Below are 21,560 nucleotides of genomic sequence, written 5' to 3'. Positions count from 1 at the left end.
GTTCATACCCTGAACTTGTCGCGCCGGTGCCAGTCGCGAAGCGAGCGACCTTCCTGTCCGACAGGTCGCCGGTTTGGAGTGTATGAGCTACAAGAAGCTGGCCTCAAACAGCTCGCGGGAATAGCTCGCGTGGGTCACGCCCGCCTGCAGATCCTCTCTGCTGAGTTCGTCGACGAATACGCCATTCTGCATGACGAGGACCCGATCACACATATGGGAGATGACGGAGAGATCGTGGCTGACAAGGATGAACGTCAGACTGCGCTCCTCCCGCTGGTCTGCGAGCAGATTGAGCACTTCCGCCTGGATCGAGACATCGAGCGCCGACGTCGGCTCGTCGAGAAGCAGGATCGGCGGCGACAGGATCAGGGCGCGTGCAATCGCCACGCGCTGACGCTGGCCGCCGGAAAGTTCATGCGGGAAACGACTGGCGAAATGCGCCGGCAAGCCGACCTGTTGCAGTGCCTCCGCGACCCTTGCCCAACCATCGCCACCGCCCATCGACCGGATGGGTTCGGCGAGCGCGGTCCCGATGCGGTGCCGCGGATGCAGGGACCCGTAGGGGTCTTGAAACACCATCTGGGCAAGTTTCAGTTCTTCGCGTGTCCGCACCTTGCCGACCGGCTTGCCGTCAAACGAGATCGATCCTGTCCATGCGCCCTCCAGGCCGGCAAGCGAGCGCAGCACCGTCGACTTGCCGCAACCGGATTCACCGACGATGCCGAGCGTCTCGCCGCGGCTCACGGCGAAACTGACACCGCGTACGACATGATTGCTCTTATCCTTGGAGCCATAAACGACATCGAGGTTTTCGACCTTGATCATGGATTGGTCTCCACTTCGATGGATTTGCGATCGAGGACTTTCAGGCGCCGGACGGGATGTTTGGGATCCGGCATCGCGGCTATCAGGCCTCGGGTATAGGGATGCGCCGCATCTTCGAGCCTGCTCAGCGTTTCGACGACGCGGCCGCTATACATGACCAGAATGCGCTCGCAAAAAGCTGCGACCATGCGGATGTCGTGGCTGATGAGGATCAGGCCGGAATTGTTCTCCCGTACCAGTTCATCAAGCAGCATCAGAACGTCCTTGCGGACGCTGACGTCGAGCGCAGACGTCGGTTCATCGGCGATCACGAGCTTGGGGCGCGCCAGAAGCATCATCGCAATCATCACGCGCTGGCCCATGCCGCCGGATATCTGGTGCGGGTAAAGAGACAGGACGCGATCGGGATCGTTGATGCGCACTCTCGCCAGCATGTCGCGGGCACGCGCGACGGCATCCTTGCCGCGGACGCCAAGATGCAGCTTTGCGGCCTCGGCAACCTGCTTTCCGATGGTCAGGACAGGGTTCAGCGAATAGCGCGGATCCTGCATGATCAGGGCGATGTCTTTGCCGCGAAGGCCTCCCATCTGCCGTTCGGTCTTTTCCAGCAACGGGCTGCCGAGGAAATCCATTCGCTCGGCGGTCACGGCGGCGCGTTGCGGCAGGAGCCGCATGATGGCGCGGCCGGTTGTCGATTTGCCCGAACCGGATTCGCCGACGATGCCGATGCGCTCCCGCCCGACATCAAAGCTGACGTTGGAGACCGCCGGAATGGAGTTTCGGCCGAAGCGGACGTTCAGGTCGCGAACGGACAGGACAGGCGTTTCATCAAGATCTGGCATGGCGCGGGTCCAATAGATCGCGAAGCGTGTCTCCGGCGATGTTGAAGGCAAGGCTGGTCAGCAGAATGGCGACGCCGGGCATCACCGCGACCCACCAGTAATCGAGCATGAATTTTCGCCCGCTGGAGATCATCGCGCCCCATTCCGGCAGCGGCGGCTGCGCGCCAAGGCCGAGGAAGCCGAGGGAAGCCGCCGTCAGGATGATGCCTGCCATGTTGAGCGTCAGCCGCACGATCACCGAGGGAATGCACATCGGAGCGATATAGAGAAGCAGGATGCGCAACGGTGAAGCGCCGTAAAGCCGGGCGGCGGCCACGTAATCCGCGTTGCGCACGACAAGCGCCTCCGCCCGTGCGAGCCGGGCGATCGGCGGCCATGCCGTCAGCGAAATGGCGACGATCGCGGTTCCCAAACCGGCCCCGAGAGCGGCGGCGAAGGCAAGCGCCAGGATCAACGATGGAAAAGACAGGACGATATCCGTCGCCCGCATCAGGATGGCGTCGGTGCGTCCGCCGAAAAAGCCTGCGACGACCCCGATCACCAGGCCGATCGGGCCGACAATCACCGAGACGGACAGGACCGTCTGGATCGTGATGCGCGTGCCGTGAACGAGACGGCTGAAGATATCGCGCCCGAATTCGTCCGTGCCGGCCAGATGCGCGAAGCTTGGAGGCTGAAGCGCGTCGCTCAATGTCTGGGCCGCGGGATCGTAAGGCGCGATCAGCGGCGCAAAGATCGCGACCACAACCAGGATGGCGAGGATGATGAAACCAATCATGCCAAGCGGCTCGTCGGCGAGCTTGTGCAGAATACGGGCGGTCGAGTTCCATATCCGGGTGCCGATTGCCGGCGGCCGGATGCTGGCGTCGTCCTGGGCTATATTGCTCATCGTGCGGCCTCCCGGGTACGCGGATCGAGAAGCGCGTAGGCAATGTCTGCAACGAAATTGAGGAACATGAAGATGAAACCAACAATGATGGTCGCCGCGAGGATTGCGTTCATGTCGCCGATCATGAGCGCATTGGTCATGTACTGACCGATGCCCGGCCAGGAAAATACGATCTCCGTTACCACGGCGCCTTCCAGCAGGTTGCCGTAGGAGATCGCGAGGACCGTGATCAATTGAACGGCGATATTGGGCAGGACGTGGCTGATGACCGTGCGGACCGGACCGACGCCCTTGGCACGTGCGGCGATGACATAGTCCTGGTTCAGCTGCTCCAGCGTGAACGCGCGGGTCATGCGCGTGATATAGGCCATGGCCATATAAGCGAGGATGCAGGCCGGCAGAATGATATGCGAGAGGGCATTCCAGAATATCTCAGTCTCGCCTTCGAGCAGGGTGTCGACCAGCATCAGCCCCGTGGTCGGCTCGATCAGGCCTTCGTAGAAGACATCGACGCGGCCCGGCCCGCCGACCAGGTTGAGGCCGGCATAGAAGATGACCAACCCCACGATACCGAACCAAAAGACCGGGATCGAATGTCCCACCAGCGCGAAGACGCGGGCGAACTTGTCGATCGCGCTATCCCTGAAAAGACCGGCCGCCAGGCCGAGAGGAACGCCGATCAGGGTGGAAATCAACACCGCGAGCGTCGCAAGTTCCAGCGTTGCCGGAAATGCCTGGGACAGGTCCTTGGTAACCGGGTTGCCGGTCAGGATGGCCGTGCCCATATCGCCATGCAGCAGTCCCCAGACATAAACGAAGAATTGCTGGTAGAGCGGCAGATCGAGGCCAAGCCGGACGCGCATGGCCTCGTAGGCTTTCGGATCGGCGAGTTCGCCGACAATGGCCCCGACCGGATCGGTCGGCATGACGCGGCCGATCACGAAGGTGACGCACAACAGGATGAACAGGCTGACGATGAGATGTAGAAGTCGTCGTCCCAGCTCGCCTAACGAAAGTTCCTTCATGATCGGCTGCCTGACCTGACGTTGAGTTACTTATCGGTCTTGGTGACGCCTTCCAGACGTGTCGTCTGGCTCGGATGCCCGACATAGCCCTCCACACGGCTCGTCAGGACGATCGGTTCGTAGCGTTCGAAAAGCGGCAGAACAGCAGGTTTCTGGGCAACGAACATTTCCTGCATCTGAACGTAAAGCGCGCCGCGCTTCTTCGCGTCCGGCTCCAGCGCAGCCTTGGCGGTGATGGCCGTCAGCTCGGGAATGTCCCAGCCGGAGCGCCATACGAAGTTGCCCGCATTGTTGGCCTTCAGCGAATTATCCGGATTGCTCGAGAATTGTTCCATCGCGCCCAGGACATTCGGCATATAGGCACCAGTCTGCGGGATCAGGAGATCGAAATCTCGCGCTCGGTGCGCGGCGATGATATCGGCACCATTGCCCTGCATGATATTGATCTTCACGCCGATCTGGCCGAGCGAGGCCTGGATCGCGGTTGCAAGATCGATGCGCGGCGTCTGGGCGATCGTCTTCAGGTTCAGCGTGAAGCCGTCCTTGTAGCCGGCTTCCGCCAGCAAGGCCTTTGCCTTTGCCACGTCCAGCTTCCAATCAGGGCTCGGAATAGCAAATTCGAAGTTTTCCGGAACGGGAACCGTGCGTGCGCGGCCGTATGGCCCCATGATCGCCTTTTCCATGCCCTTGTAGTCGATGCCGTAGGCAATCGCTTCGCGGACCTTCGGATTGGAAAGCGGTTCCTTGCCGGCGTTCATCGACAGGACATAGAAGCCCCCTGTGGGTACGCGCTGAATTTCAAAACCCTGCTTGCCGGTGAACGTTGCAAGATCGGTCGCGGTCAGTGCGCTCGCCACGTCGATATCGCCACGTTCGAGCATCAGCCGCTCGACCTGGCTTTCAGGCACATGGCGAACCACGACGCGACGCATCTTCGGCGGTCCGGCGACGTAATTCTTGCTGGCGTCGAGAATGACGATCTCGTTCGGCGTCCACTTGTTCAGCGTGAAAGGGCCCGAGCCTGCCGAATTTGTGCGTAGCCATGCATTGCCCCAGTCGTCGTTGACGACATGGCTCTTCAGTTCCTTGCTGTCGACAACGCTCGCGATGACCATCGCCAGGCGATAGAGCAGGAGTTCCGACGTGACCTCGCCGGACAGGTCTATGCGGACCGTCTTTTCGTCAGGCGCCGTTACCAGCTTTTCAACGTTGCCGCCGTTGTAGCCGACACGCTTGAGATTGGCGGCCGCGGCCTGGTCGAGTTTCAGGAGGCGGGTGATCGAGTATACCACGTCTGCGGAAGTGACCGGATTGCCCGAGGCGAATTCCGCTTTGCGCAGATGGAACGTAATCCCCTTATCATCGATCTCCCACTTTTCGGCGAGTTGCGGGGAAATCTTTCCGGAACCGTCGGTCGAAACCAGGCGATCGTAAAGGTTTGCCATGATCTCGTTGGCTTTGGCTTCCGTCGCCTGATGCGGATCCAGCGAGAGAACCTGGGCAAGCGAGGTCGCAATGACAAGTTGATTGGCAGGCGTCTCGGCAAAAGCTACTGGCGTGCCGAACGACATCACGGCAAAAGCCGCACCGACGAGCAATCGGGCGCAAAGGTATTTCATTGTAACTCCTCCCAGAGTGAACCAAAGACATAGCCGGTCATTCATATGTTGTATGATGACTTAGCCAACTTTTCCGGGGATGGCAAGCTTGCCGCGACAGCCTTCCGTTAGCCTTTATTTTGCACAGGATGATGAATCGGCGGTTCATCCCTGAGATAATACGCATTATCAGGACATATTATTGGGAGACCTCGGCGCGAGTCGTCGATGGCGGCTGGCTGTTCAGGGTACAATTCCGCCAAACCAATCTCCACGCCTGCCGCACGAAGATGCTCGACAGCCGGTGAGAAATCATATTAGGTCGTATGATATATGATACGCTTAGGGAGGGTATGAAAATGTATGTGGGCACACAAGTTGGCGCGAGAGATGATGACGATTACCGCGTTTTTGCGCAGCTGGGATTGAAACACATCTGCGCAGACCCACCCGGCGCGCCTTCGAGCTGGAAACTGGAAGATCTCGAACGTCATCGTGACAAGATCGAAAGCTTCGGCCTCATCCTCGACATGATCCAGCTTCCGCTTCCGTCACAGCCCATAGAGAAGGCATCCTATCCGGATATCCTTCTCAAGGGTCCCGACCGCGACCGGCAGATCGACGCGGTGTGCAGGTTGATCGAGGAAACGGCCAAGGCCGGAATCCCGTCGGTGAAATACAATCTCAATCTGATCGGCATCCCGCGTACGCAGATGGAGCCCGGGCGGGGCGGGTCACTCAACGAAGCGTTTCGCTGGGACAAGGCCGATCAGCAGGCCGCGCCGGGTCTGGCGGGCGTGCTGTCGGAGGATGAAAACTGGGAGCGGATCGACTATTTTCTCGAACGCGTCGTGCCTGTCGCGGAGAGCAACAGGGTGCGGCTCGCCTGCCATCCGCATGACCCCTACACCCCGCCCGGCTACAAGGGCGTTACCCGCGTGCTCGGTACCGTCGAGGGTCTGAAGAAGTTCGTGCTCATGCGCGAGAGCCCCTATCACGGTCTCAATTTTTGTCAGGGTTCGATCGGCGAGATGTTGGAGAACCCCAGAGAGGAAATCGACGACATCATCCGCTGGTTCGGGACACGCGGCAAGATTTTCAATGTGCATTTCCGTAATATCGCGGGCGGAAAGCTCTCCTTCATGGAAACCTTTCCGGACGAGGGCGACATGGACATGGTTCGTTCCCTCAAAATCTATAAGGAGGTCGGCTATCGCTACATGATCATGCCGGATCACGTTCCCACGATCAGCGGCCGCGACCCCACGGGCGTAGCCTTTGCGTTTTGCTACGGCTATATCACAGCCCTGCTCGAAGCGATGAAACAGTGACTTTGACGACCACCCATACGCCACGTCGGTGATCGACGCTGCCGGCTCGGCGGCTTCGATCCAGAAGTGCCATTTTTTGGGATATCACACGTCGCCTATTGTCCATTACCGGGTCGTCGGGCCAGTGACAGGGGCCTCGAAATCCAAAGCCTCGTCGCCGATTTGCGGCGGCGAGTGTGCGTTGTAAAATGATGCATTCCACGCGAAGTCATAAACAACGCTTTCCGCGTGGCCGGCCATTTCGGCGCCACCGCTGACCGCAGTGATTCATGCGAATTCAGGAAGGCGCCCAGGGATCCAGGCCGACTTTCCAAGCGCCGCGTCCAGAAATAATCTCGCGATCGAGTTTTTCTGTTGCGGCCGGAATCAACTTGCGATAAATGTGTATTCGAGAGAAAATCTCGCATAGGTAGCGATATCTGCGCCCTCTGGCACAAGACGATCTGGTCTTCCTGGACTGGCTGAGAATAGGCTTTGTTGACTGCTGGTAGCCGGCGCAACGTGTATATAGTTCGGTAATTCGTACTGTTCGTCTTCCAATAAGTTTTCCCTGAGATCGCATCTTAGACGTCATTTTCAAGACTCTGATGACCTCGTTTTCTGTATCGCCGGCAGCTCACACTCGGCTACTTCCTGGTGCCGGGGATCGCTTTCGCATGTCTGAAGCAGGATCAACACCCGATCTGCGAGTGTAATATCTGAGATGATCGAGAACATTTAACGGTGAAGGTTCTTCCGTTCCAAGGATGTTGAGTTCCGGGGAGGGGATGAGGCGGGCTGAGATGCTTTTGCAGCGTCAAGTTGGCGGAGCATCTCCACCGAGTGGCAACAGAGCATTTTCTTGCTGATCTGATCACAACTGATTTTGGAGCCAGCTATGATAAGCACGAACCCGGCCGGTTTAGGTCCGGCGGTGGGCGCCAGTACGCCTGCAAGAACTCCAGCGCCTGCTTTCGCTCAGACCGATTTGGTGGCTCTGTCACGTTATTTCCTGCTGCTGCTGATGCGGAACGTAACGAGCAGCGGTTATGTCATCGAAGATCCTGCAAGCTCGGGCGTTTTTTCCAAACCGGGCTGCGTCATTGCCGCACCTTCCTATCCCGCGAATACACCAGGTGTGGATCAGGACTACGTGTTCAACTGGGTTCGGGATAGCGCAATTACCGCCATAGAGATCGCGTCAGCGGATCTGCCGCCTGTTAAAGGTGGGGGCGTTCCGGCTCTCGTCGACTACGTGAACTTCGCCGCTCTCTGCCAAACCAATGCCAAGAACTCGTCCGCGGTGACGCTCGGCCATGCCTGCTTTACGGTTGCCGGCGATATTCGCCCGTGGTCCGAACAGAATGACGGTCCGGCCATTCAGTCGATCGCGCTTCTGATTACCTTCGACCAGCTTGACGGCGATACGCAGAGCCTCGCCAAGCAGCTGGTTGAAACCAATCTGTCATATCTCCTACAGGTCTATCAGAACAAGACCGCCAATCTGTGGGAGGAGTATGTCGGGTACTCCTTCTTTGCGAGAGCCGTGCAACTGCGATTTTTCCGGGAGATTTCCAAGAATTTGATCGGCGTTGCCGTGCCTGCAGCGGTCGCTGATGCGATTGCATGGTTGGAAAGTCAGCTTGCGGCTCACTGGAACGGGCAACTCTATGTGAGCGTCCTCGATGCCGCCACGCAACCCGGCTATGACGCAAACATCGATATCATATCTTCTGTTTGCTATGGCGCAATTGAGCCAACGGATACGAAAGTCCTGGCGACGGCTGCTATCCTGAGACGCCAATGGGCCGAGCCGTCGGTTTCCACCTTCTATCCAATTAACGGCGCTGATGCCGGTAAAGGCATTGGTCCGCTATTCGGACGTTATCCCGGAGATCATTATGACGGGGACGTCGCTCAGCCAGTCACCGGCGGGCATCCCTGGGCTCTGTGCACGGCCAACTTCGCGGAGTTTCAATACCGGCTCGCCAATGCCATCGAGGCGGGCGGCACCATCCCGCTTGACGACCTTTCCAAGCCCTTCTTCGACGGACTCTCCATCAGTGTTTCCAGTACTCCAGCGAATGCAGCAGCAGCGCTACGCGCCTCCTCCGACGCCATGCTGCGTGCGGTCGTCTATCACAGCGATCACTACGAGCTGAGCGAGCAGTTCGATGGAAGCACGGGTTACGAAAAAAGCGTGCGTAACCTGACGTGGAGCTATGCTTCCTTCTTGTCTGCGGTCAGAGCCGGCTCCGCCGTCGCCCGGAAGACGGTGAGCAGTGGGAGCAGCAAAGCCAAAGGCAAGAATCCTCAGAACCTTGCGGGTGCAGCATTAGCCACGGCCACCTGAGGGCGCCTACGCTTTTTCGAGATATGGAGGATTGACGTGCTTTTTCCATCTGAATCGGCGCTGAAGGCTGACCCCCAGGCTGTCGCCGGGTCTAGCGACTACGATATCGTCATCGTCGGCTCCGGTATATCCGGCGCGATCATCGCCAAGCAGGCCGCAGAAGCAGGCAAGCGCGTGCTTGTTCTGGAGGCGGGAACTGGTGTCAACCGCAGTCTCGTCGGTTACGACGATCTCCTGACGACGTTCTATTCGGCCGCGACCAAGGATAACCAATCGCCATTCCCCGTGAATGCGAATGCGGCCATGCCTCGCAGCCCGCAGCTCCGGAAGCTGCAGGCGGGAGAGACCGACAGCTCGACCTATATCGTTCAATCCGGCCCCTATGTCAGCGACACAACATATACCCGCATTTTCGGCGGAACGACCATGCACTGGGAGGCAAAGACCCCCCGCATGCTTCGTTCCGATTTCAAGTCCCGCACCAATTTTGGGCAGGGGCTGGACTGGCCTCTGAGCTTTGAAGAGATCGAGGAGGATTATCGCCTGGCCGAGGAGGAGATCGGCGTCTCGGCCAATGTCGGGGACCAGAGCTACCTGGGACAGACCTTCCCCGACGACTATGTCTTTCCCATGCGCGGCCTGCCGCTGTCTTATCTGGACCAGCAGGTCAACAACGGTATCGATGGCACAAGCGTTGATCTTTACGGCCAAATTTATCTGCTCAAGGTCAGGCCTTATCCGCAAGCACGCAATGGCATCCCCAATCCGGCCTATGACGGCGGGAGGGGCTACAGGCCGATCGGCGCGGTCAATACGCATCAGGTGGAAGAGGGAGGCCGCTGCCAGGGCAACACAAATTGCGTGCCGCTTTGTCCCGTCCAGGCCCGATACCACTCCGGCAAAACGCTTGCCAAGGCTTTCCGGATCAGGGGTAAGAGTGGCCAGCCGCTGGTCGAACTGCTGCCGCAGGCCGTTGCATCCAAGGTGGTCATCGATCCCGACAGCGGGAAAGTTGTTGCCCTGGAGGTGAAGGTCTATAACGACTCCGCCTCTCCGGCGCATGAGACGATCACGGTGAAGGGCAAGGTTTTCGTGCTTGCGGCCGGCGCTATTGAAACGGCGCGCCTAATGCTCTCATCGGGCCTGCGCAGCACCAGCGGCCTTGTCGGGCGCAATCTCATGGACCATGCCTATCTCTTGAACTGGGCGCTGATGCCGCAGATCTGCGGCACGATGCGCGGCACCAGCTCGACGGGCGGCATTGTGGACTTGAGGGACGGTCCTTTCCGCGAAAAGCAGGCAGCGTTCGCCATCGATATCCACAATGACGGCTGGGGCTGGGCAACGGGGGCGCCGACCTCCGATCTTCTCGAATTGGTGGACGACCGGAACCTGTATGGCGCGGATCTGCGGCGAGGCATGATCGACCGCATCTCGCGGCAGCTGTTGCTGGCGGTCATGCTGGAGGTGTTGCCCGTCGAAAGCAATCGCATCACGGTTGATCCTCAATTCACGGACGCGTTGGGCAACATGCGGCCCATCCTGTCCTTCACCGTGCCGGAATACACCATGAGGGGTGCTGCCTATGCCCGCCAGTTTTCCCGTACCGTTTTTGCACGTCTCGGTGCCCAGGATCATACCAGCTACGACCCCAGCGACTTCGGCTACGTGGCCTACGAGGGGCAAGGATATGCGATCCGTGGGGGCAATCACCTCGCCGGCACACATATCATGGGAACGACGAAAACCAACTCGGTCGTGGACAGAAACCAGCGCAGTTGGGACCATGAAAACCTCTACCTTGTAGGCGGCGGCAGCATGCCGACGATCGGCACGGCCAATGTCACCTTGACGCTGGCGGCTATGTGCTTCCGCAGCGGCCGCGACATCCTGAAATATCTGCATTGAGAAAACGGCTGCATATGCGCGGCCACACCGGCACGGTCCCTCGCACCCAAGTTACATTCAACGGAGCTTGAGCATGCATACGCACAGCAGCATTAGGACGCTTGAGGAGCTGCAAGAGATTCTCCATGGAGCGATGCAGCTCGAACACGCAACGATCCCGCCCTATCTGACTGCGCTCTATTCGATCATGCCCGGCGTCAATCAGGACGCGGCACAGGTTCTACGTGTGATCGTCGTGGAAGAGATGCTGCACCTCACCATCGCAGCCAATGTTCTGAATGCCGTTGGTGGCACGCCGGACCTCACGCGGCCGGATTTCGTTGCCAGCTATCCTGCTTATCTGCCGGATGGTGAAACGGATTTCGAGGTCGGTATCCAGGCATTCGGCCGGGAGGCGCTGACGACCTTCCTGAAAATCGAGCGGCCTGCTGCGCGTCCTGAACATCTGAGAGCCGGCAATCCGCTGGTTCACCGCAAAATTTCCCCGCATAAGACCATGCTTGGCAGCCATCCGAGCAACAAGGAACTGCATTTCTACAGTATCGGCGAGTTCTACGCGGCCATCGTGGACGGTATCAGGGAGCTGGAGGGGAGGGCGCAGCGGGAAGGCCAGACCATTTTCACGGGGGATAGATCACGCCAGGTCACCTCGGAATACTATTATTCCGGTGGCGGCGAATTGTTTCCCGTTGTCGACCTGAAAAGCGCGATCGACGCCCTCGAACTCATCATCGAGCAGGGCGAAGGCGATGGTGGTGGCATTTACGACGATGATGAGCACGAACTCGCCCACTACTATCGTTTCGACGAGCTGGTCAAAGGCCGATATTACCTAAAGGGCGACAAGCCCGGCCACCCGACCGGCCCGCAATTACAGGTCGACTGGGACGGCGCCTATCCCATCAAGCCGAATCTGAAAGTGGCGGAGATTTCCGACGGCTCGGAATTGCGCGAGGCGACCATCGCATTCAATCACCGCTACGGAGAATTCCTGAAGCTTCTGACGCTCGCCTATAACGGGCAGCCGAGCCTGCTGCTCGAGGCCGTGCCTGTCATGTTCGAGTTCCGCAATATGATGCTCGAGCTCATCCGCAATCCGTTGCCGGGCCATCCCGGTCTGAACGGCAGCCCGACCTACGAGATCGGCCGAGATACTGCCGCGCAAGACGTTGCATGCCAGGCGGAGGCGGTCGCATGAGCAACCGTATCGAGATTTTTCTTGCCCTCTCTGCCGAATTGACCGCCTTTTCCCGTTTCGATCTTCTTGGGACAGGCTTGGCAGAAGCCTATCTCGGCACGCTGGATAGGGTTGTTGGCGACGACATTACCGACACACTGCTAGCCGCCTTCGTTGCTCTGCCACCACCCGAAGATCCCACCCGTGCCCAGGCGCTGCGTGCGACCATTTTGGGAAGCGAATTGCTGGGCGATGTGGCACGAGCGCTGATCAAGCTCTGGTATTCCGGCACCTGGTTCGAACTGCCCTACGCCTGGACGCAACGCTTTGGGCCCAAGCCGGCGGATGCGACCTTCGTGGTTTCTCCCGATGCCTATATGGAAGGGTTGCTCTGGAAGGCGATCGGCGCCCACCCTGCCGGTGCCAAGGCGCCGGGCTACGGCTCATGGGCCTATCCTCCGAAAATTCCGACCTTTCCCGGATCCCCGACATCAAAGCCCGATGCCGTTTCCGTTCACCCTCAAAATGCTGGGATCATGTCATGACAACAAATCTGCATCGCCTGACGCCCGACAAGGTCTGGCTGGGCGTCATCCCCACGCTCTGGTGGAATGACGATTTCATCAACATCGATATCGGTATCCCCTACGAACAGGCTTTGAGCGAAATGGCGCTGGCTGGTTATGTCGGATGTGGCGTCGGCCACAAATATCCCACTGACCCGAAGGTCTTGCGGCCCGCACTCGAACTGAGGGGCTCCGGATTTCCGAACCATGGGTCAGCACCTATTTCACCATCAAGTCGATGAAGCAGCACACGCTGAGCAATGTCGACACTCAACTCGACTTTCTGGAAACCATGGAATGCGACAGTGACGATCCTCGAAGGGCCGACCTGGTCGTTTCGGAGTTCGGCGGAGCGGTCAACCCGCTTCCCGTCGCCCTGTTTCCCAATTGTCCCGACTTCTCCGAGGATCAGTGGAAACGATTGATCGAAGGCCTGCACGAGGCGGGGGAGAAGGCGAAGGCCCGCAATCGCCGGCTCTGCTATCATCCGCACCTGGGAACCGGGGTGATGAAAACGGAAGCGATCCACCGGCTCATGGATGAGACGGATCCCGGCGTGGTCAACATGCTTCTGGATACCGCGCATCAGGCGGCGGCCGGTGCCGATCCGCTGGCGCTTGCCCGTACTTATGCGCACCGCATCAAACATGTTCACCTGAAAGACATGCGCGCAGATATCGTTGCGGAAATCCATGCGAAGGGATTGTCCTTCGAGCAGGGGATAGAGGCGGGCATATTCACCGTGCCGGGTGACGGCTCGATCCGCACCTTTCCGGAGATTCTCGAGGCGTTGGCGGCGGCGGACTTCGCCGGCTGGATCTGCGTCGAGGCCGAGCAGGACCCGGCAAAGGCCAATCCGCTGCAATACGCGAAAATGGGCCGGGCGTATTTGCGCGAGCTGCTCGGCTGGTGATCCCGGCGACGGCAATTTCCCGCAGCAAGAGCTTCGCATGAAGATCACAGATGGTGAGACGGCCGTGCTCATCTAAAAATTCGGTCACGAAGATCAACCGGACTTCAAAACACAGAGATAGCTGGAGCGATGACGATGGAAAAGCCATTCAAGCGAGACATATATTTCAGCTTCTTCATGTTTACGGCGGACCTGAGGCCGAATGACGAGGCCTATACAAGGATACTTATCCGGCATCTGCAGGCTCTCACCGAGATGGGCTATACCGGTTTCGATCTTCACATCGCCACCGGGCCGGCCGGGGCTGATCATCGTACCGAGGTCGGCAACTATGTCCGTCTGAAGAGGGCATTCGATCATGCGGGCTTCAGGGATGCGAAATTCACGACCAACGTCGGCACCACACGGACGTTCGATCCCACGTCGCCTTACGAGGAGCAGCGCAGGCAGGCTCTGGCCTATCTCAAGTCACGCGTCGATATTACCTCGGTGCTCGGCGGAGAGGATACGATCATGTCGGGTCCTTTCCTCTATCCCTATGGCGTGTTTCCGCTGACCGATTCAGGTGACCAGATCTGGAGCGATGCACTCCAGGACTGGCTGAAGCCACGTTACGCGGCGGCCAGCTCTCCCTTCAAGGAACTGGCGGAATATGCGCGCGAAAAGAAGGTGAAACTCGCCATCGAACCGGTCAAGAACTGGGAAACGCCGGGCACGACCATGGTCTCGGACGCACTCGATTTCCTCGACACCTATGACATTCCCATGTGCGGCGTGACGATCGACACGGCGCAGGTCGTGATGGAAAGTCAAGGCCCGGCGATCTTCAAGGACAACATTGCCCGGGCCGTACGCAAGAACCAGCTCAACTACATCCATATTTCGGCGCCGGACCGCGGCGCGGTGATCGATAGCTGGATTCCCTGGGACATCATGCTGGGCGAGATCGAGCCGGTTTATACCGGCCCCTATCTGGTGGAGGTCTTCAACGCCATCCCACCCTTCGACAGCTCGATGAGGATGACGCGCAGACGCTTCTGGCGGCCCGGCGAAGACGAGCCGGAGACGGGACGCGACAGCGCATACGATGTCGCTCTTAGCGGGCTGAAGACATTGGAAGACAAGCTTGCGGCCTTTGGCCGGTCGCCCAGCCGATGATGGCGAGTGGCCGGGCCTGTCGGCGCCTGTCCGGGGCTGCAAGGTCTGCCTGATCCCGCATCCAATGATTTTCGAGAGAGGAAGGCTTCGATGGTAGCGCAATTGCCGGATCCCATCATCATCGCGCGGCGAGTAGGTGGTGTGCGGTTTCACACGTTCATCTCCTCGTTTACCGATGACAATATCGCCAACGCGACGCACATCATCGAAAGCGAGAACAAGCTTGTCCTCGTCGATGGACAATTTCTCGTCCCTTATGCGCTGAAGTTCAGGGAATATGCCGACAGCATCGGCAAGCCTATCGATCGGATCTATCTGTCGCACCGGCACCCCGATCACTGGTTCGGCCTGGCAGCCGCCTTCAACGACATTCCCATCTATGCACTCGCGGAGACCATCGAATTTCTGAAGGAAGATGGCGAGGCCTCCAGGCAAGACCACTGGAAAATGGGTAACCTCGCACCGGATACGGTCCCCATTCCCAAGGAAGTGGCGTGCGCCGGCGAGGAAATCATCGACGGAGTGAGATATGTCTTCGATGAGGTTGTGGATACCGAGATAGATTTTCTTCTCACCATAGCGCTTCCCGATCTTGGCGTGTTCATCGCACAGGATCTGATCTACAGCGGCACCCATCTCTATCTGACGCAAAGCATGAATCACTGGATACAGGTTTTGCAGGGGATGTTGCTCAGCGACTACGACCTGTTTCTGGCCGGACATGGTGTTCCGGCCGACAGGAACGAAGTCGCAGGAAACATCGAATACCTGACCATCGCCATGGACGCCGCCGGCCGGGGATTGGTGAACGAAGAGTTCAAGCGCTTCATGCTCGAACAGTATCCCGAACGAAAATGCCCGGCAATATTCAACATCTACATGCCGCGTCTCTTCGGCAATGCGCGTCAATTCTAGCCTTCATCTTTCATACAAATGGGAGCATACAGGCCATGGGCGAAAAATACTCGGTTGGGCGGTATCTGGTCGACAGGCTTCACGAGCTGGGTCTGCGGCACCTGTTCTCCGTCGCCGGAGACTATTCGATCGAATGGGTGACCAGCTATGTCGAGACGAGCGGTATCCAGGTCATAGAAGAGGTCAACGAACTGAACGCCGGTTATGCCGCCGACGGATATGCGCGGCTGAAGGGGATTGGAGCTCTCTGCGTCACCTATTCCGCCGGCGCGCTTTGTGCGACCAATGCCATCGCCGGATCCTTTGTCGAGCGAGTACCGGTCGTTCTCATCAACGGTGCGCCGAGCATCAAGAAAACGCTCACCTTCGACCAGACCGGCTACAGCGCTCACCACTTCATCAGTGGACGCGAGACGGATCGGCAGGTCTTCGAGTATATCACGGCCGCCGCGGTGCGCATCGACAGTCCTCATCTCGCGCCCATGCTGATCGACTATGCTCTGACCCAGTGCATCACGCAACGGCGTCCGGTCTATATCGAACTGCTTGAGGATATGGTGGACCTGGAATGCCAGCCTCCTTCCAGCGCCCTGAGCGCTGCACCGGTCTTGTCCGACCGCGACAGCCTGGCTCAAACGATCGCGCAGATCGGCGAAAGATTGCAGCAGGCCTCCAATCCGCTGCTCTGGATCGGGGTTGAGGTCGACCGGCTCGGGCTTCAGGACACGGCGGAAAAGCTGATCCGGCAGCTGCAGATCCCCTATGTCACCGAGCTGTTGAGCAAGGCGATCCTGTCGGAGGAGGATGCGCAATTCGCCGGCGTGTTCGACGGGCAATCCTCGTCTCCCTCAGTCCAGGAGCTGATGAAAAGCTCCGACTTCGTCCTGGCGCTCGGCGTCTGGCTGACAGACATCAACGATCTCGGCTGGCCCATAGATTTTGAAAAAACTGCATTTGTTTCTCTCGATACGTTCAAGTACGGCGCCGTGTTCAACGCCCAGATTTCACTGGCCGATCTGCTCGATGGCTTGCTTGAGAAGAGCTTGACGTGCGCGCACCGGGATCTGCCGCAGGAAACCCATCCGGAGCCGGCCTTTGGCAATCCGACGGAGGAGATCAGCTATCAAGGCTTCTACGATTTCATTCGTTACTACATCGACGGCAATACGATCGTCGGAAGCGATGCAAGCCTGAACTATTTCGGAAGCATGCTTCTTAAGATCGCCGCCCCCCGGGGCTTCATCGTCCAATCCTCCTATTCGGCGATAGGTTATATAGGGCCGGCTGCGACCGGTGTGTGTCTGGCGAAGGAGGCTTCCCAGCGGGTGATGGTTTTTTCGGGAGACGGCGGCTTCCAGATGACCGCGCAATGCCTCTCCACCCAAACCCGTTTCGGACTGGATCCGATTGTCTTCGTCATCGACAACGGGGTCTACGGCGTCGAGCAGTGGCTCGCCGATGCATCGGTCTTTCAAACCGATAAACCGTTCCGCAACTCGTGCATCCTGCACCGCTGGAACTATAGCAAACTCGCCAATGTCTTCGGGTGCCAAGGTTGGGAGGCACATACATACGGCGAACTCAAGGACGCGGTCCTCGGCGCGTTGGAAAACGTCAACAGTCCGTCGATCATACAGGTGGTCGTGCCTAGCCGGTCCATCCCCGATAACGCAATGTGGAAACAGAACTAGGCGGTGAACGCGCAGACGCCGGAAGGCGCCGCAACGTTCAGTTGAGGCGTTCATGACCGCATATGATCCGTCATGGTGAGATGACTTCGGACGTGCGGCAGCCGTCATAGCTGCCGCATGATCTCATTGTTTTTAGAACCTGTATCCTACCCCCAGCATGGCGAAAGGTTGAATATCGTCCTTGACGATCGGGCTGTCCTTGGCGTCCCCGAGCAGGAAACCGGCGCCGCCGGCGCCTGTGACGCTCCAGTTCTCGGTCATCATGTAGGTGATGGAGCCCTTGAGATCGACGCGCTTGATCCCGGCCTTCGCTTCGTGTTCCACTAGGCCGGATTGAGCTGACTGGATCGATGTCACCCCGAAATACGACTCCATGTGCTTGTCGTCGGCCCATGTGCCGGACACATCGGCGGAGAAGATGAACCGTTCGTACCGATGGGAAACCTTCGCGCCGAAAGTGCCGGTCAGTCCCTCGCTGCCGCCTATGGTCTTGTCCAACTTGGCATAGACGCCGAAAGGACCGCTCTCATAGCTGACGATCCCGCCGATGACGCCGCCCATGTCGATGTCGCCGAGACCACGCAGGTAATCCGAGTCGTCCTCCTTGCGGCCCATCTCGACGCCACCGGTCACGCCTATCCTGAAGCCGTTTGTTTCGAAAAGATCGACGGTGAGGCCATTGGTATCGAGATACACCCGCTCCCCAAACTGGGCGGAGACGAGCGGAAACGGCTGCACCTCGAATTCGTCGGATCCTTCATATTCGGGCAGGTAAACCGCCCCGACGCCGATCGTTACCTTCCAATCATGCAGTTTGCCGCGAATGCCGCCGTAGCGTCCGGTATCGAACTGCTCGGGAGGGGCAATCGCCGTGTCGTTTGCTTCAAGGTCGGCCGCGAGTGCCGTGACCGGAAAGAGTGCCGAGGCTGCGGCCAATGCCGCGATCGAGATTTTTATCGTCCACCGTCGCTGAATGATGTCGGAAGCCTCAACTCCGCTCAAGACCGCATGGCGGCGCCGGTCTTCCGGATGATGTTGATCTTGCTGGCTCACCAAATTAACTCCTGATTATAAAAGCTAAAGAAACCGGGTCTGGTTTCGGTGAGACGTTGCGGTTGAAGAATTGCCGCAGCATTACAAGTCGAGATGAACCCAGCCGGCAATGTCGGGGCGGCAGGGCGAAGCATAGCGACCAATCCTGCTGCGAATGCCGAGGAGCAGCGGACGAACGGAACAAAGCTTGGGGGTGCCGGCCAGTGTTCCGCCCGTCCACGCCGCTCTACGGAGCCAGCCGATCGCTGGAGGGCTCGACCGCGGGTTCTCCGTAAAAAGGGTAACGGCTCCGCTGACGGGTATGCCGGCCCATTCGGGTGAAGTCAGTGGGTGATGGTCGGTTTCGGCTTCTTGTCGGTCCATTCCGGCGGCGCGCCATACTTGGCCGCCACGGCTCCCACCAATCCAGGCGCCCGCCCGAAGGTGTCGCACGCCGGGTATTTGGGTTTTCCGCCGAGCCAGGACCGCATCCGCTGCCCTGAAGGAAGGGCGATGTTCAATCCTTTCGGCTCCTTGCCGGAAATGAGCACGCGCGAAAAGTCGGACGCGAACTTGGAGGCGAGGCCATAGGCGTCCCCGACTTCGGAAACGCGGGGTTTGTCCTGGATCGAATTTGCACCGCGGGCCCACACCATCGCCGCGCTCTGCATGCCGCTGCCGTCGACTGCCTCCGCTTCGACGGCCAATCCTCCGAGGCCGATGGGCAAGCGCGGCACGCTGACCGGCAGGACAAAGCCGGTGCCAACGGTTACGGCGGTTGCGACCCCGGCCACCGCCTTGTTCGTCGGGACGATATCGGTGACGACGGATCGTATCGTCAAATCCGCCGGTTGGCCGGCCGAGACCATCTGATACTTGTCGCTAAGCGCGACGCAGAGCGCCCGGTCCAGAGCGTTCGACACCAGCGAGCGGTCGGCTTCCGTCTTTATGCGGGATGCGGCGCTGAAAGAGAAGGTTGTCGGCACGATGCTGACAGTCCTTACCGTAGCCAGATGGCGCCCATCGACATAGAGGCGCTTCTTGGCCAGTGTTCCCTTCGGCGCGCCAAGATTGCTGTAGGAAGTCAGGGTACCTGCTTCCTTCAGCGGCACCGAGGTGCATCCCGCCACCGCCAGGGTCAGAGGCAGGGCGAAACATAGAGATCTGAAAGCTGACGTTGATGGAGATCCTGCAAGTCGGAGAAATGGTTCAATTGTTGGATTGCTGCGCACGCCGTCGGGCCTCCGTCATGGGTGTACCGGGTTGACAGTGCGGGGGAAGGATTGCCGCAGCATTACAGAGGATCGGGATAGGGCGAGCATGGCGCCGTCTGTCAGAGTTCGATTGCAACCTGGGTTCCGATTGTGCCGCTTTGAAGGCTGACTCGCCCCTGATGGTTTGCGACGATCTGTTTCACCAGGCTCAAACCAAGGCCTGCGCCTCTGCTTTTTGGGGTGACGCGGTAGAAGGGTTCGAAAACCAGTTCCTGATGTTCGGCGGGTATGCCTGCCCCTTCGTCGGCCACGGTGATCCGCCCGCCCGCCGAGACCGAGATGGTGATCATTCCCCTGTTGCTGCCGTGGTCGATCGCATTGCGGACCAGATTGCCGATCGCTCTTGGCAGGGCAGAAGGGCTGCCGCGCCGCTCAACGCTTTCCACCTCGCTCTGGAAGGAAATCTGGTAGCCCGCGGCGATCGCCTGGGGCGCGAGGTCGGCAACCACCGTTCGTGCGATCTCGACGAGATCGACCGTTTCATGGAGATCGGTTGCCTGGTCGTTACGCTCGAAGTCGAGGAGCTGTTCGGCGGTCAGGGCCAAACGCGCAACGTCGTTTAACAATCGCCTGCGTTCGGGGCCCTCGGGCATGCCATCGATCCGGGTCTGCATGATGGCGATCGGTGTTCTGAGCTCATGCGCCGCGTCGATCAGGAAGCGCTGGCGTTTCTTCAATTCACTCTCAAGTCGCTCAAGCGTGCCGTTGAATGCGATCACCAGCGGAGCGACTTCTTTGGGAATACCTTCCACCGGTAGCCGTGTTCCATGCCGGCGCGGTTCGATCTGCGATGCTTTGTCGGCGACATCGCTCACCCCTGCAAGTGCATGGCGCACAATTCGGGGGACGGTAAGGAAGATCGCAGGCAGGGCCACGACGATCAAAGTAATATAAATCGGGTAGGTGCCGCCCAGAAGGGTGAGAACGGGCCAGCCTTTATCCGCGAAACCGCCGGACAGAATGCGGACTTCCCCCACCGCAGTTTCTACGCGCTCGATCGACGCAACCTCGTTTGTACCGGCCGATCCCCGTATGTCCGCGTCCTGGAACAGGTGCGCCACAGGAGCAATCCCGGCATAGGGCGCAGGTATGGTGCCATAGGATACCGAAGCACCGTCCGTCGTGGCCGCGACATACCAAAGCCCCTTGTTCTGCACTTTAAGCGACCGCAGTTCCGGCGTATCGCGCAGTTGGAACCGTCCCTGCGGATCGCGTTCCACTGCCGTCGCCACCGCGGCACTGATTTTGTCCTCCACGAAAATGTTCGGCGACATTCTCGTGGTAGCCCATACGCAAAGCCCGATGATCACGACAGCAACCACGGCGACGATCACGAGGCTAAGCCGCCAACTCAGCCTCCACCAAAGCGACGGGTTCGACTTGTTTGCCTCGCGCATCATTCCTCCTTCAGGAGATATCCGACGCCGCGGATATTGTGGATCGCGATGCCGGCGCCGGCATCCAGCAGTCTTTTGCGCAATCTTGAAATATGCGCATCGAGCGCGTTCGACTGGATTTCTTCTTCATAATTGTAGACCGCGGCCTCGAGCGTCGATCGAAGGACGGTTTTGTCTTTCCGCTTGGCCAGCGCTGCCAGGACGAGAAGTTCGCGCCGGGGCAGGTCGAGCGGGATCGATTCGACGGTCACGCTCAAGTGCAGGGGATCGATCACCATCCGGCCCACAGTGATCTGAAGCTCCGTCAGACTTGGCGGTCGTCGCAGAACCGCCCGCAACCGGGCCATCAGCTCGTCCACGAGGAATGGCTTGCCCAGATAATCGTCCGCCCCGACATCCAACCCTTCGACCCGCTCCAACGGCTCATTGCGCGCCGTCAGCACAATGACCGGCGTGTCGGTGCCTGTCCGCCTCAACATCGGAATGAAGGTCAGCCCTTCGCCGTCAGGCAGACGCCGATCCAGAAGAATCGCGTCGTAGCTGTTCTGGCGCGTCAATTCGAAAGCGTCCGCAAGATGTGTGGTGTGGTCTGTGACGATGCCGTGTTTGCTCAGCGCCCCCGACAGCGCGTCAGCCAGCTCTCTCTCGTCCTCTATCAATAGAAGTCTCATCGTCCCTTGGCTCTCC

Annotated in this window: 17 protein-coding genes and 1 pseudogene; 9 read left to right on the top strand and 9 right to left on the bottom strand. The window is 59.1% G+C overall.

Annotated features, from left to right (window positions below):
- Nucleotides 1-87: 87 nt before the first annotated feature.
- Genes ABCW43_RS17835 through ABCW43_RS17815 form a run of 5 tightly spaced genes read right to left on the bottom strand, consistent with a single transcriptional unit; the run spans nucleotide 88 to nucleotide 5,152 of the window.
- Nucleotides 88-825: an ABC transporter ATP-binding protein gene (locus ABCW43_RS17835; RefSeq protein WP_345926802.1), complete on the bottom strand. Its 738-nt coding sequence runs from the start codon at nucleotides 823-825 to the stop codon at nucleotides 88-90.
- On the bottom strand, nucleotides 822-1,667 hold the full coding sequence (locus ABCW43_RS17830) for an ABC transporter ATP-binding protein (protein ID WP_046630264.1): 846 nt from the start codon (nucleotides 1,665-1,667) through the stop codon (nucleotides 822-824). The genes ABCW43_RS17835 and ABCW43_RS17830 overlap by 4 nt, the downstream gene beginning before the upstream one ends.
- Entirely contained in the window at nucleotides 1,654-2,556 is a 903-nt protein-coding gene (locus tag ABCW43_RS17825; protein WP_345926799.1) for an ABC transporter permease, read from the bottom strand. The genes ABCW43_RS17830 and ABCW43_RS17825 overlap by 14 nt, the downstream gene beginning before the upstream one ends.
- Entirely contained in the window at nucleotides 2,553-3,581 is a 1,029-nt protein-coding gene (locus ABCW43_RS17820; protein WP_345926797.1) for an ABC transporter permease, read from the bottom strand. Before ABCW43_RS17820 ends, ABCW43_RS17825 begins: the two co-directional genes overlap by 4 nt.
- A 26-nt stretch (nucleotides 3,582-3,607) precedes the next feature.
- Entirely contained in the window at nucleotides 3,608-5,152 is a 1,545-nt protein-coding gene (locus tag ABCW43_RS17815) for an ABC transporter substrate-binding protein (protein ID WP_445738973.1), read from the bottom strand.
- A gap of 386 nt (nucleotides 5,153-5,538) precedes the next feature.
- On the opposite strand from ABCW43_RS17815, the gene ABCW43_RS17810 reads away from it, so the two are divergent.
- The 9 genes and pseudogenes from ABCW43_RS17810 to ABCW43_RS17770 all read left to right on the top strand — a co-directional run bounded on the left by ABCW43_RS17810 (nucleotide 5,539) and on the right by ABCW43_RS17770 (nucleotide 17,170).
- Nucleotides 5,539-6,510, top strand: a complete 972-nt coding sequence (locus ABCW43_RS17810) for a mannonate dehydratase (RefSeq protein WP_345926951.1) — start codon at nucleotides 5,539-5,541, stop codon at nucleotides 6,508-6,510.
- A gap of 877 nt (nucleotides 6,511-7,387) precedes the next feature.
- The gene (locus ABCW43_RS17805) at nucleotides 7,388-8,842 is read left to right on the top strand and encodes a glycoside hydrolase family 15 protein (protein ID WP_345926793.1); all 1,455 of its coding nucleotides are present in this window, start codon (nucleotides 7,388-7,390) and stop codon (nucleotides 8,840-8,842) included.
- 36 nt (nucleotides 8,843-8,878) lie between these two features.
- Nucleotides 8,879-10,750, top strand: a complete 1,872-nt coding sequence (locus ABCW43_RS17800) for a GMC oxidoreductase (protein ID WP_345926790.1) — start codon at nucleotides 8,879-8,881, stop codon at nucleotides 10,748-10,750.
- Nucleotides 10,751-10,823: 73 nt separating this feature from the next.
- Nucleotides 10,824-11,948 (top strand): ferritin-like domain-containing protein, encoded by a 1,125-nt coding sequence (locus ABCW43_RS17795; protein ID WP_345926788.1) that lies wholly within the window; start codon nucleotides 10,824-10,826, stop codon nucleotides 11,946-11,948.
- Complete coding sequence (locus ABCW43_RS17790) at nucleotides 11,945-12,472, top strand: hypothetical protein (RefSeq protein ID WP_345926787.1); 528 nt, start codon at nucleotides 11,945-11,947, stop codon at nucleotides 12,470-12,472. Before ABCW43_RS17795 ends, ABCW43_RS17790 begins: the two co-directional genes overlap by 4 nt.
- Nucleotides 12,469-13,406, top strand: a pseudogene (gene iolE / locus ABCW43_RS17785) (myo-inosose-2 dehydratase). Before ABCW43_RS17790 ends, iolE begins: the two are co-directional and overlap by 4 nt.
- 135 nt (nucleotides 13,407-13,541) lie before the next feature.
- Nucleotides 13,542-14,564 carry a TIM barrel protein gene (locus ABCW43_RS17780; RefSeq protein ID WP_345926785.1) on the top strand — a complete coding sequence of 341 codons (1,023 nt, stop codon included), beginning with the start codon at nucleotides 13,542-13,544 and terminating at the stop codon, nucleotides 14,562-14,564.
- 90 nt (nucleotides 14,565-14,654) lie between these two features.
- Nucleotides 14,655-15,479 (top strand): MBL fold metallo-hydrolase, encoded by an 825-nt coding sequence (locus ABCW43_RS17775; RefSeq protein ID WP_345926949.1) that lies wholly within the window; start codon nucleotides 14,655-14,657, stop codon nucleotides 15,477-15,479.
- A gap of 35 nt (nucleotides 15,480-15,514) precedes the next feature.
- Complete coding sequence (locus ABCW43_RS17770; protein ID WP_345926947.1) at nucleotides 15,515-17,170, top strand: alpha-keto acid decarboxylase family protein; 1,656 nt, start codon at nucleotides 15,515-15,517, stop codon at nucleotides 17,168-17,170.
- 132 nt (nucleotides 17,171-17,302) lie between these two features.
- Here ABCW43_RS17770 and ABCW43_RS17765 read toward each other — a convergent pair whose 3' ends face one another.
- The 4 genes from ABCW43_RS17765 to ABCW43_RS17750 all read right to left on the bottom strand — a co-directional run bounded on the left by ABCW43_RS17765 (nucleotide 17,303) and on the right by ABCW43_RS17750 (nucleotide 21,544).
- Nucleotides 17,303-18,148 carry a MipA/OmpV family protein gene (locus ABCW43_RS17765; protein ID WP_445738972.1) on the bottom strand — a complete coding sequence of 282 codons (846 nt, stop codon included), beginning with the start codon at nucleotides 18,146-18,148 and terminating at the stop codon, nucleotides 17,303-17,305.
- A gap of 398 nt (nucleotides 18,149-18,546) precedes the next feature.
- Entirely contained in the window at nucleotides 18,547-19,434 is an 888-nt protein-coding gene (locus ABCW43_RS17760; protein WP_445738964.1) for a DUF3313 domain-containing protein, read from the bottom strand.
- 101 nt (nucleotides 19,435-19,535) lie between these two features.
- The gene (locus ABCW43_RS17755) at nucleotides 19,536-20,873 is read right to left on the bottom strand and encodes a sensor histidine kinase (protein WP_345926943.1); all 1,338 of its coding nucleotides are present in this window, start codon (nucleotides 20,871-20,873) and stop codon (nucleotides 19,536-19,538) included.
- Nucleotides 20,873-21,544, bottom strand: coding sequence for a response regulator transcription factor (locus ABCW43_RS17750; protein WP_345926781.1), 672 nt, complete (start codon nucleotides 21,542-21,544; stop codon nucleotides 20,873-20,875). The genes ABCW43_RS17755 and ABCW43_RS17750 overlap by 1 nt, the downstream gene beginning before the upstream one ends.
- Between the last annotated feature and the right edge of the window lie 16 nt (nucleotides 21,545-21,560).

The sequence above is a fragment of the Neorhizobium tunisiense genome, assembly GCF_039631515.1.
GTDB lineage: Bacteria > Pseudomonadota > Alphaproteobacteria > Rhizobiales > Rhizobiaceae > Neorhizobium.
The sequence above is the reverse complement of the archived record's forward strand: the minus strand, read 5'-3'. Positions and strand labels throughout refer to the sequence as shown.

Bases quoted from the DNA above. Each gene is read 5' to 3' on its own strand.
- ABCW43_RS17835 (WP_345926802.1), bottom strand. From the start codon at position 825: ATGATCAAGGTCGAAAACCTCGATGTCGTTTATGGCTCCAAGGATAAG.
- ABCW43_RS17830 (WP_046630264.1), bottom strand. From the start codon at position 1,667: ATGCCAGATCTTGATGAAACGCCTGTCCTGTCCGTTCGCGACCTGAAC.
- ABCW43_RS17825 (WP_345926799.1), bottom strand. From the start codon at position 2,556: ATGAGCAATATAGCCCAGGACGACGCCAGCATCCGGCCGCCGGCAATC.
- ABCW43_RS17820 (WP_345926797.1), bottom strand. From the start codon at position 3,581: ATGAAGGAACTTTCGTTAGGCGAGCTGGGACGACGACTTCTACATCTC.
- ABCW43_RS17815 (WP_445738973.1), bottom strand. From the start codon at position 5,152: ATGTCGTTCGGCACGCCAGTAGCTTTTGCCGAGACGCCTGCCAATCAA.
- ABCW43_RS17810 (WP_345926951.1), top strand. From the start codon at position 5,539: ATGTATGTGGGCACACAAGTTGGCGCGAGAGATGATGACGATTACCGC.
- ABCW43_RS17805 (WP_345926793.1), top strand. From the start codon at position 7,388: ATGATAAGCACGAACCCGGCCGGTTTAGGTCCGGCGGTGGGCGCCAGT.
- ABCW43_RS17795 (WP_345926788.1), top strand. From the start codon at position 10,824: ATGCATACGCACAGCAGCATTAGGACGCTTGAGGAGCTGCAAGAGATT.
- ABCW43_RS17790 (WP_345926787.1), top strand. From the start codon at position 11,945: ATGAGCAACCGTATCGAGATTTTTCTTGCCCTCTCTGCCGAATTGACC.
- ABCW43_RS17780 (WP_345926785.1), top strand. From the start codon at position 13,542: ATGGAAAAGCCATTCAAGCGAGACATATATTTCAGCTTCTTCATGTTT.
- ABCW43_RS17775 (WP_345926949.1), top strand. From the start codon at position 14,655: ATGGTAGCGCAATTGCCGGATCCCATCATCATCGCGCGGCGAGTAGGT.
- ABCW43_RS17770 (WP_345926947.1), top strand. From the start codon at position 15,515: ATGGGCGAAAAATACTCGGTTGGGCGGTATCTGGTCGACAGGCTTCAC.
- ABCW43_RS17755 (WP_345926943.1), bottom strand. From the start codon at position 20,873: ATGCGCGAGGCAAACAAGTCGAACCCGTCGCTTTGGTGGAGGCTGAGT.
- ABCW43_RS17750 (WP_345926781.1), bottom strand. From the start codon at position 21,544: ATGAGACTTCTATTGATAGAGGACGAGAGAGAGCTGGCTGACGCGCTG.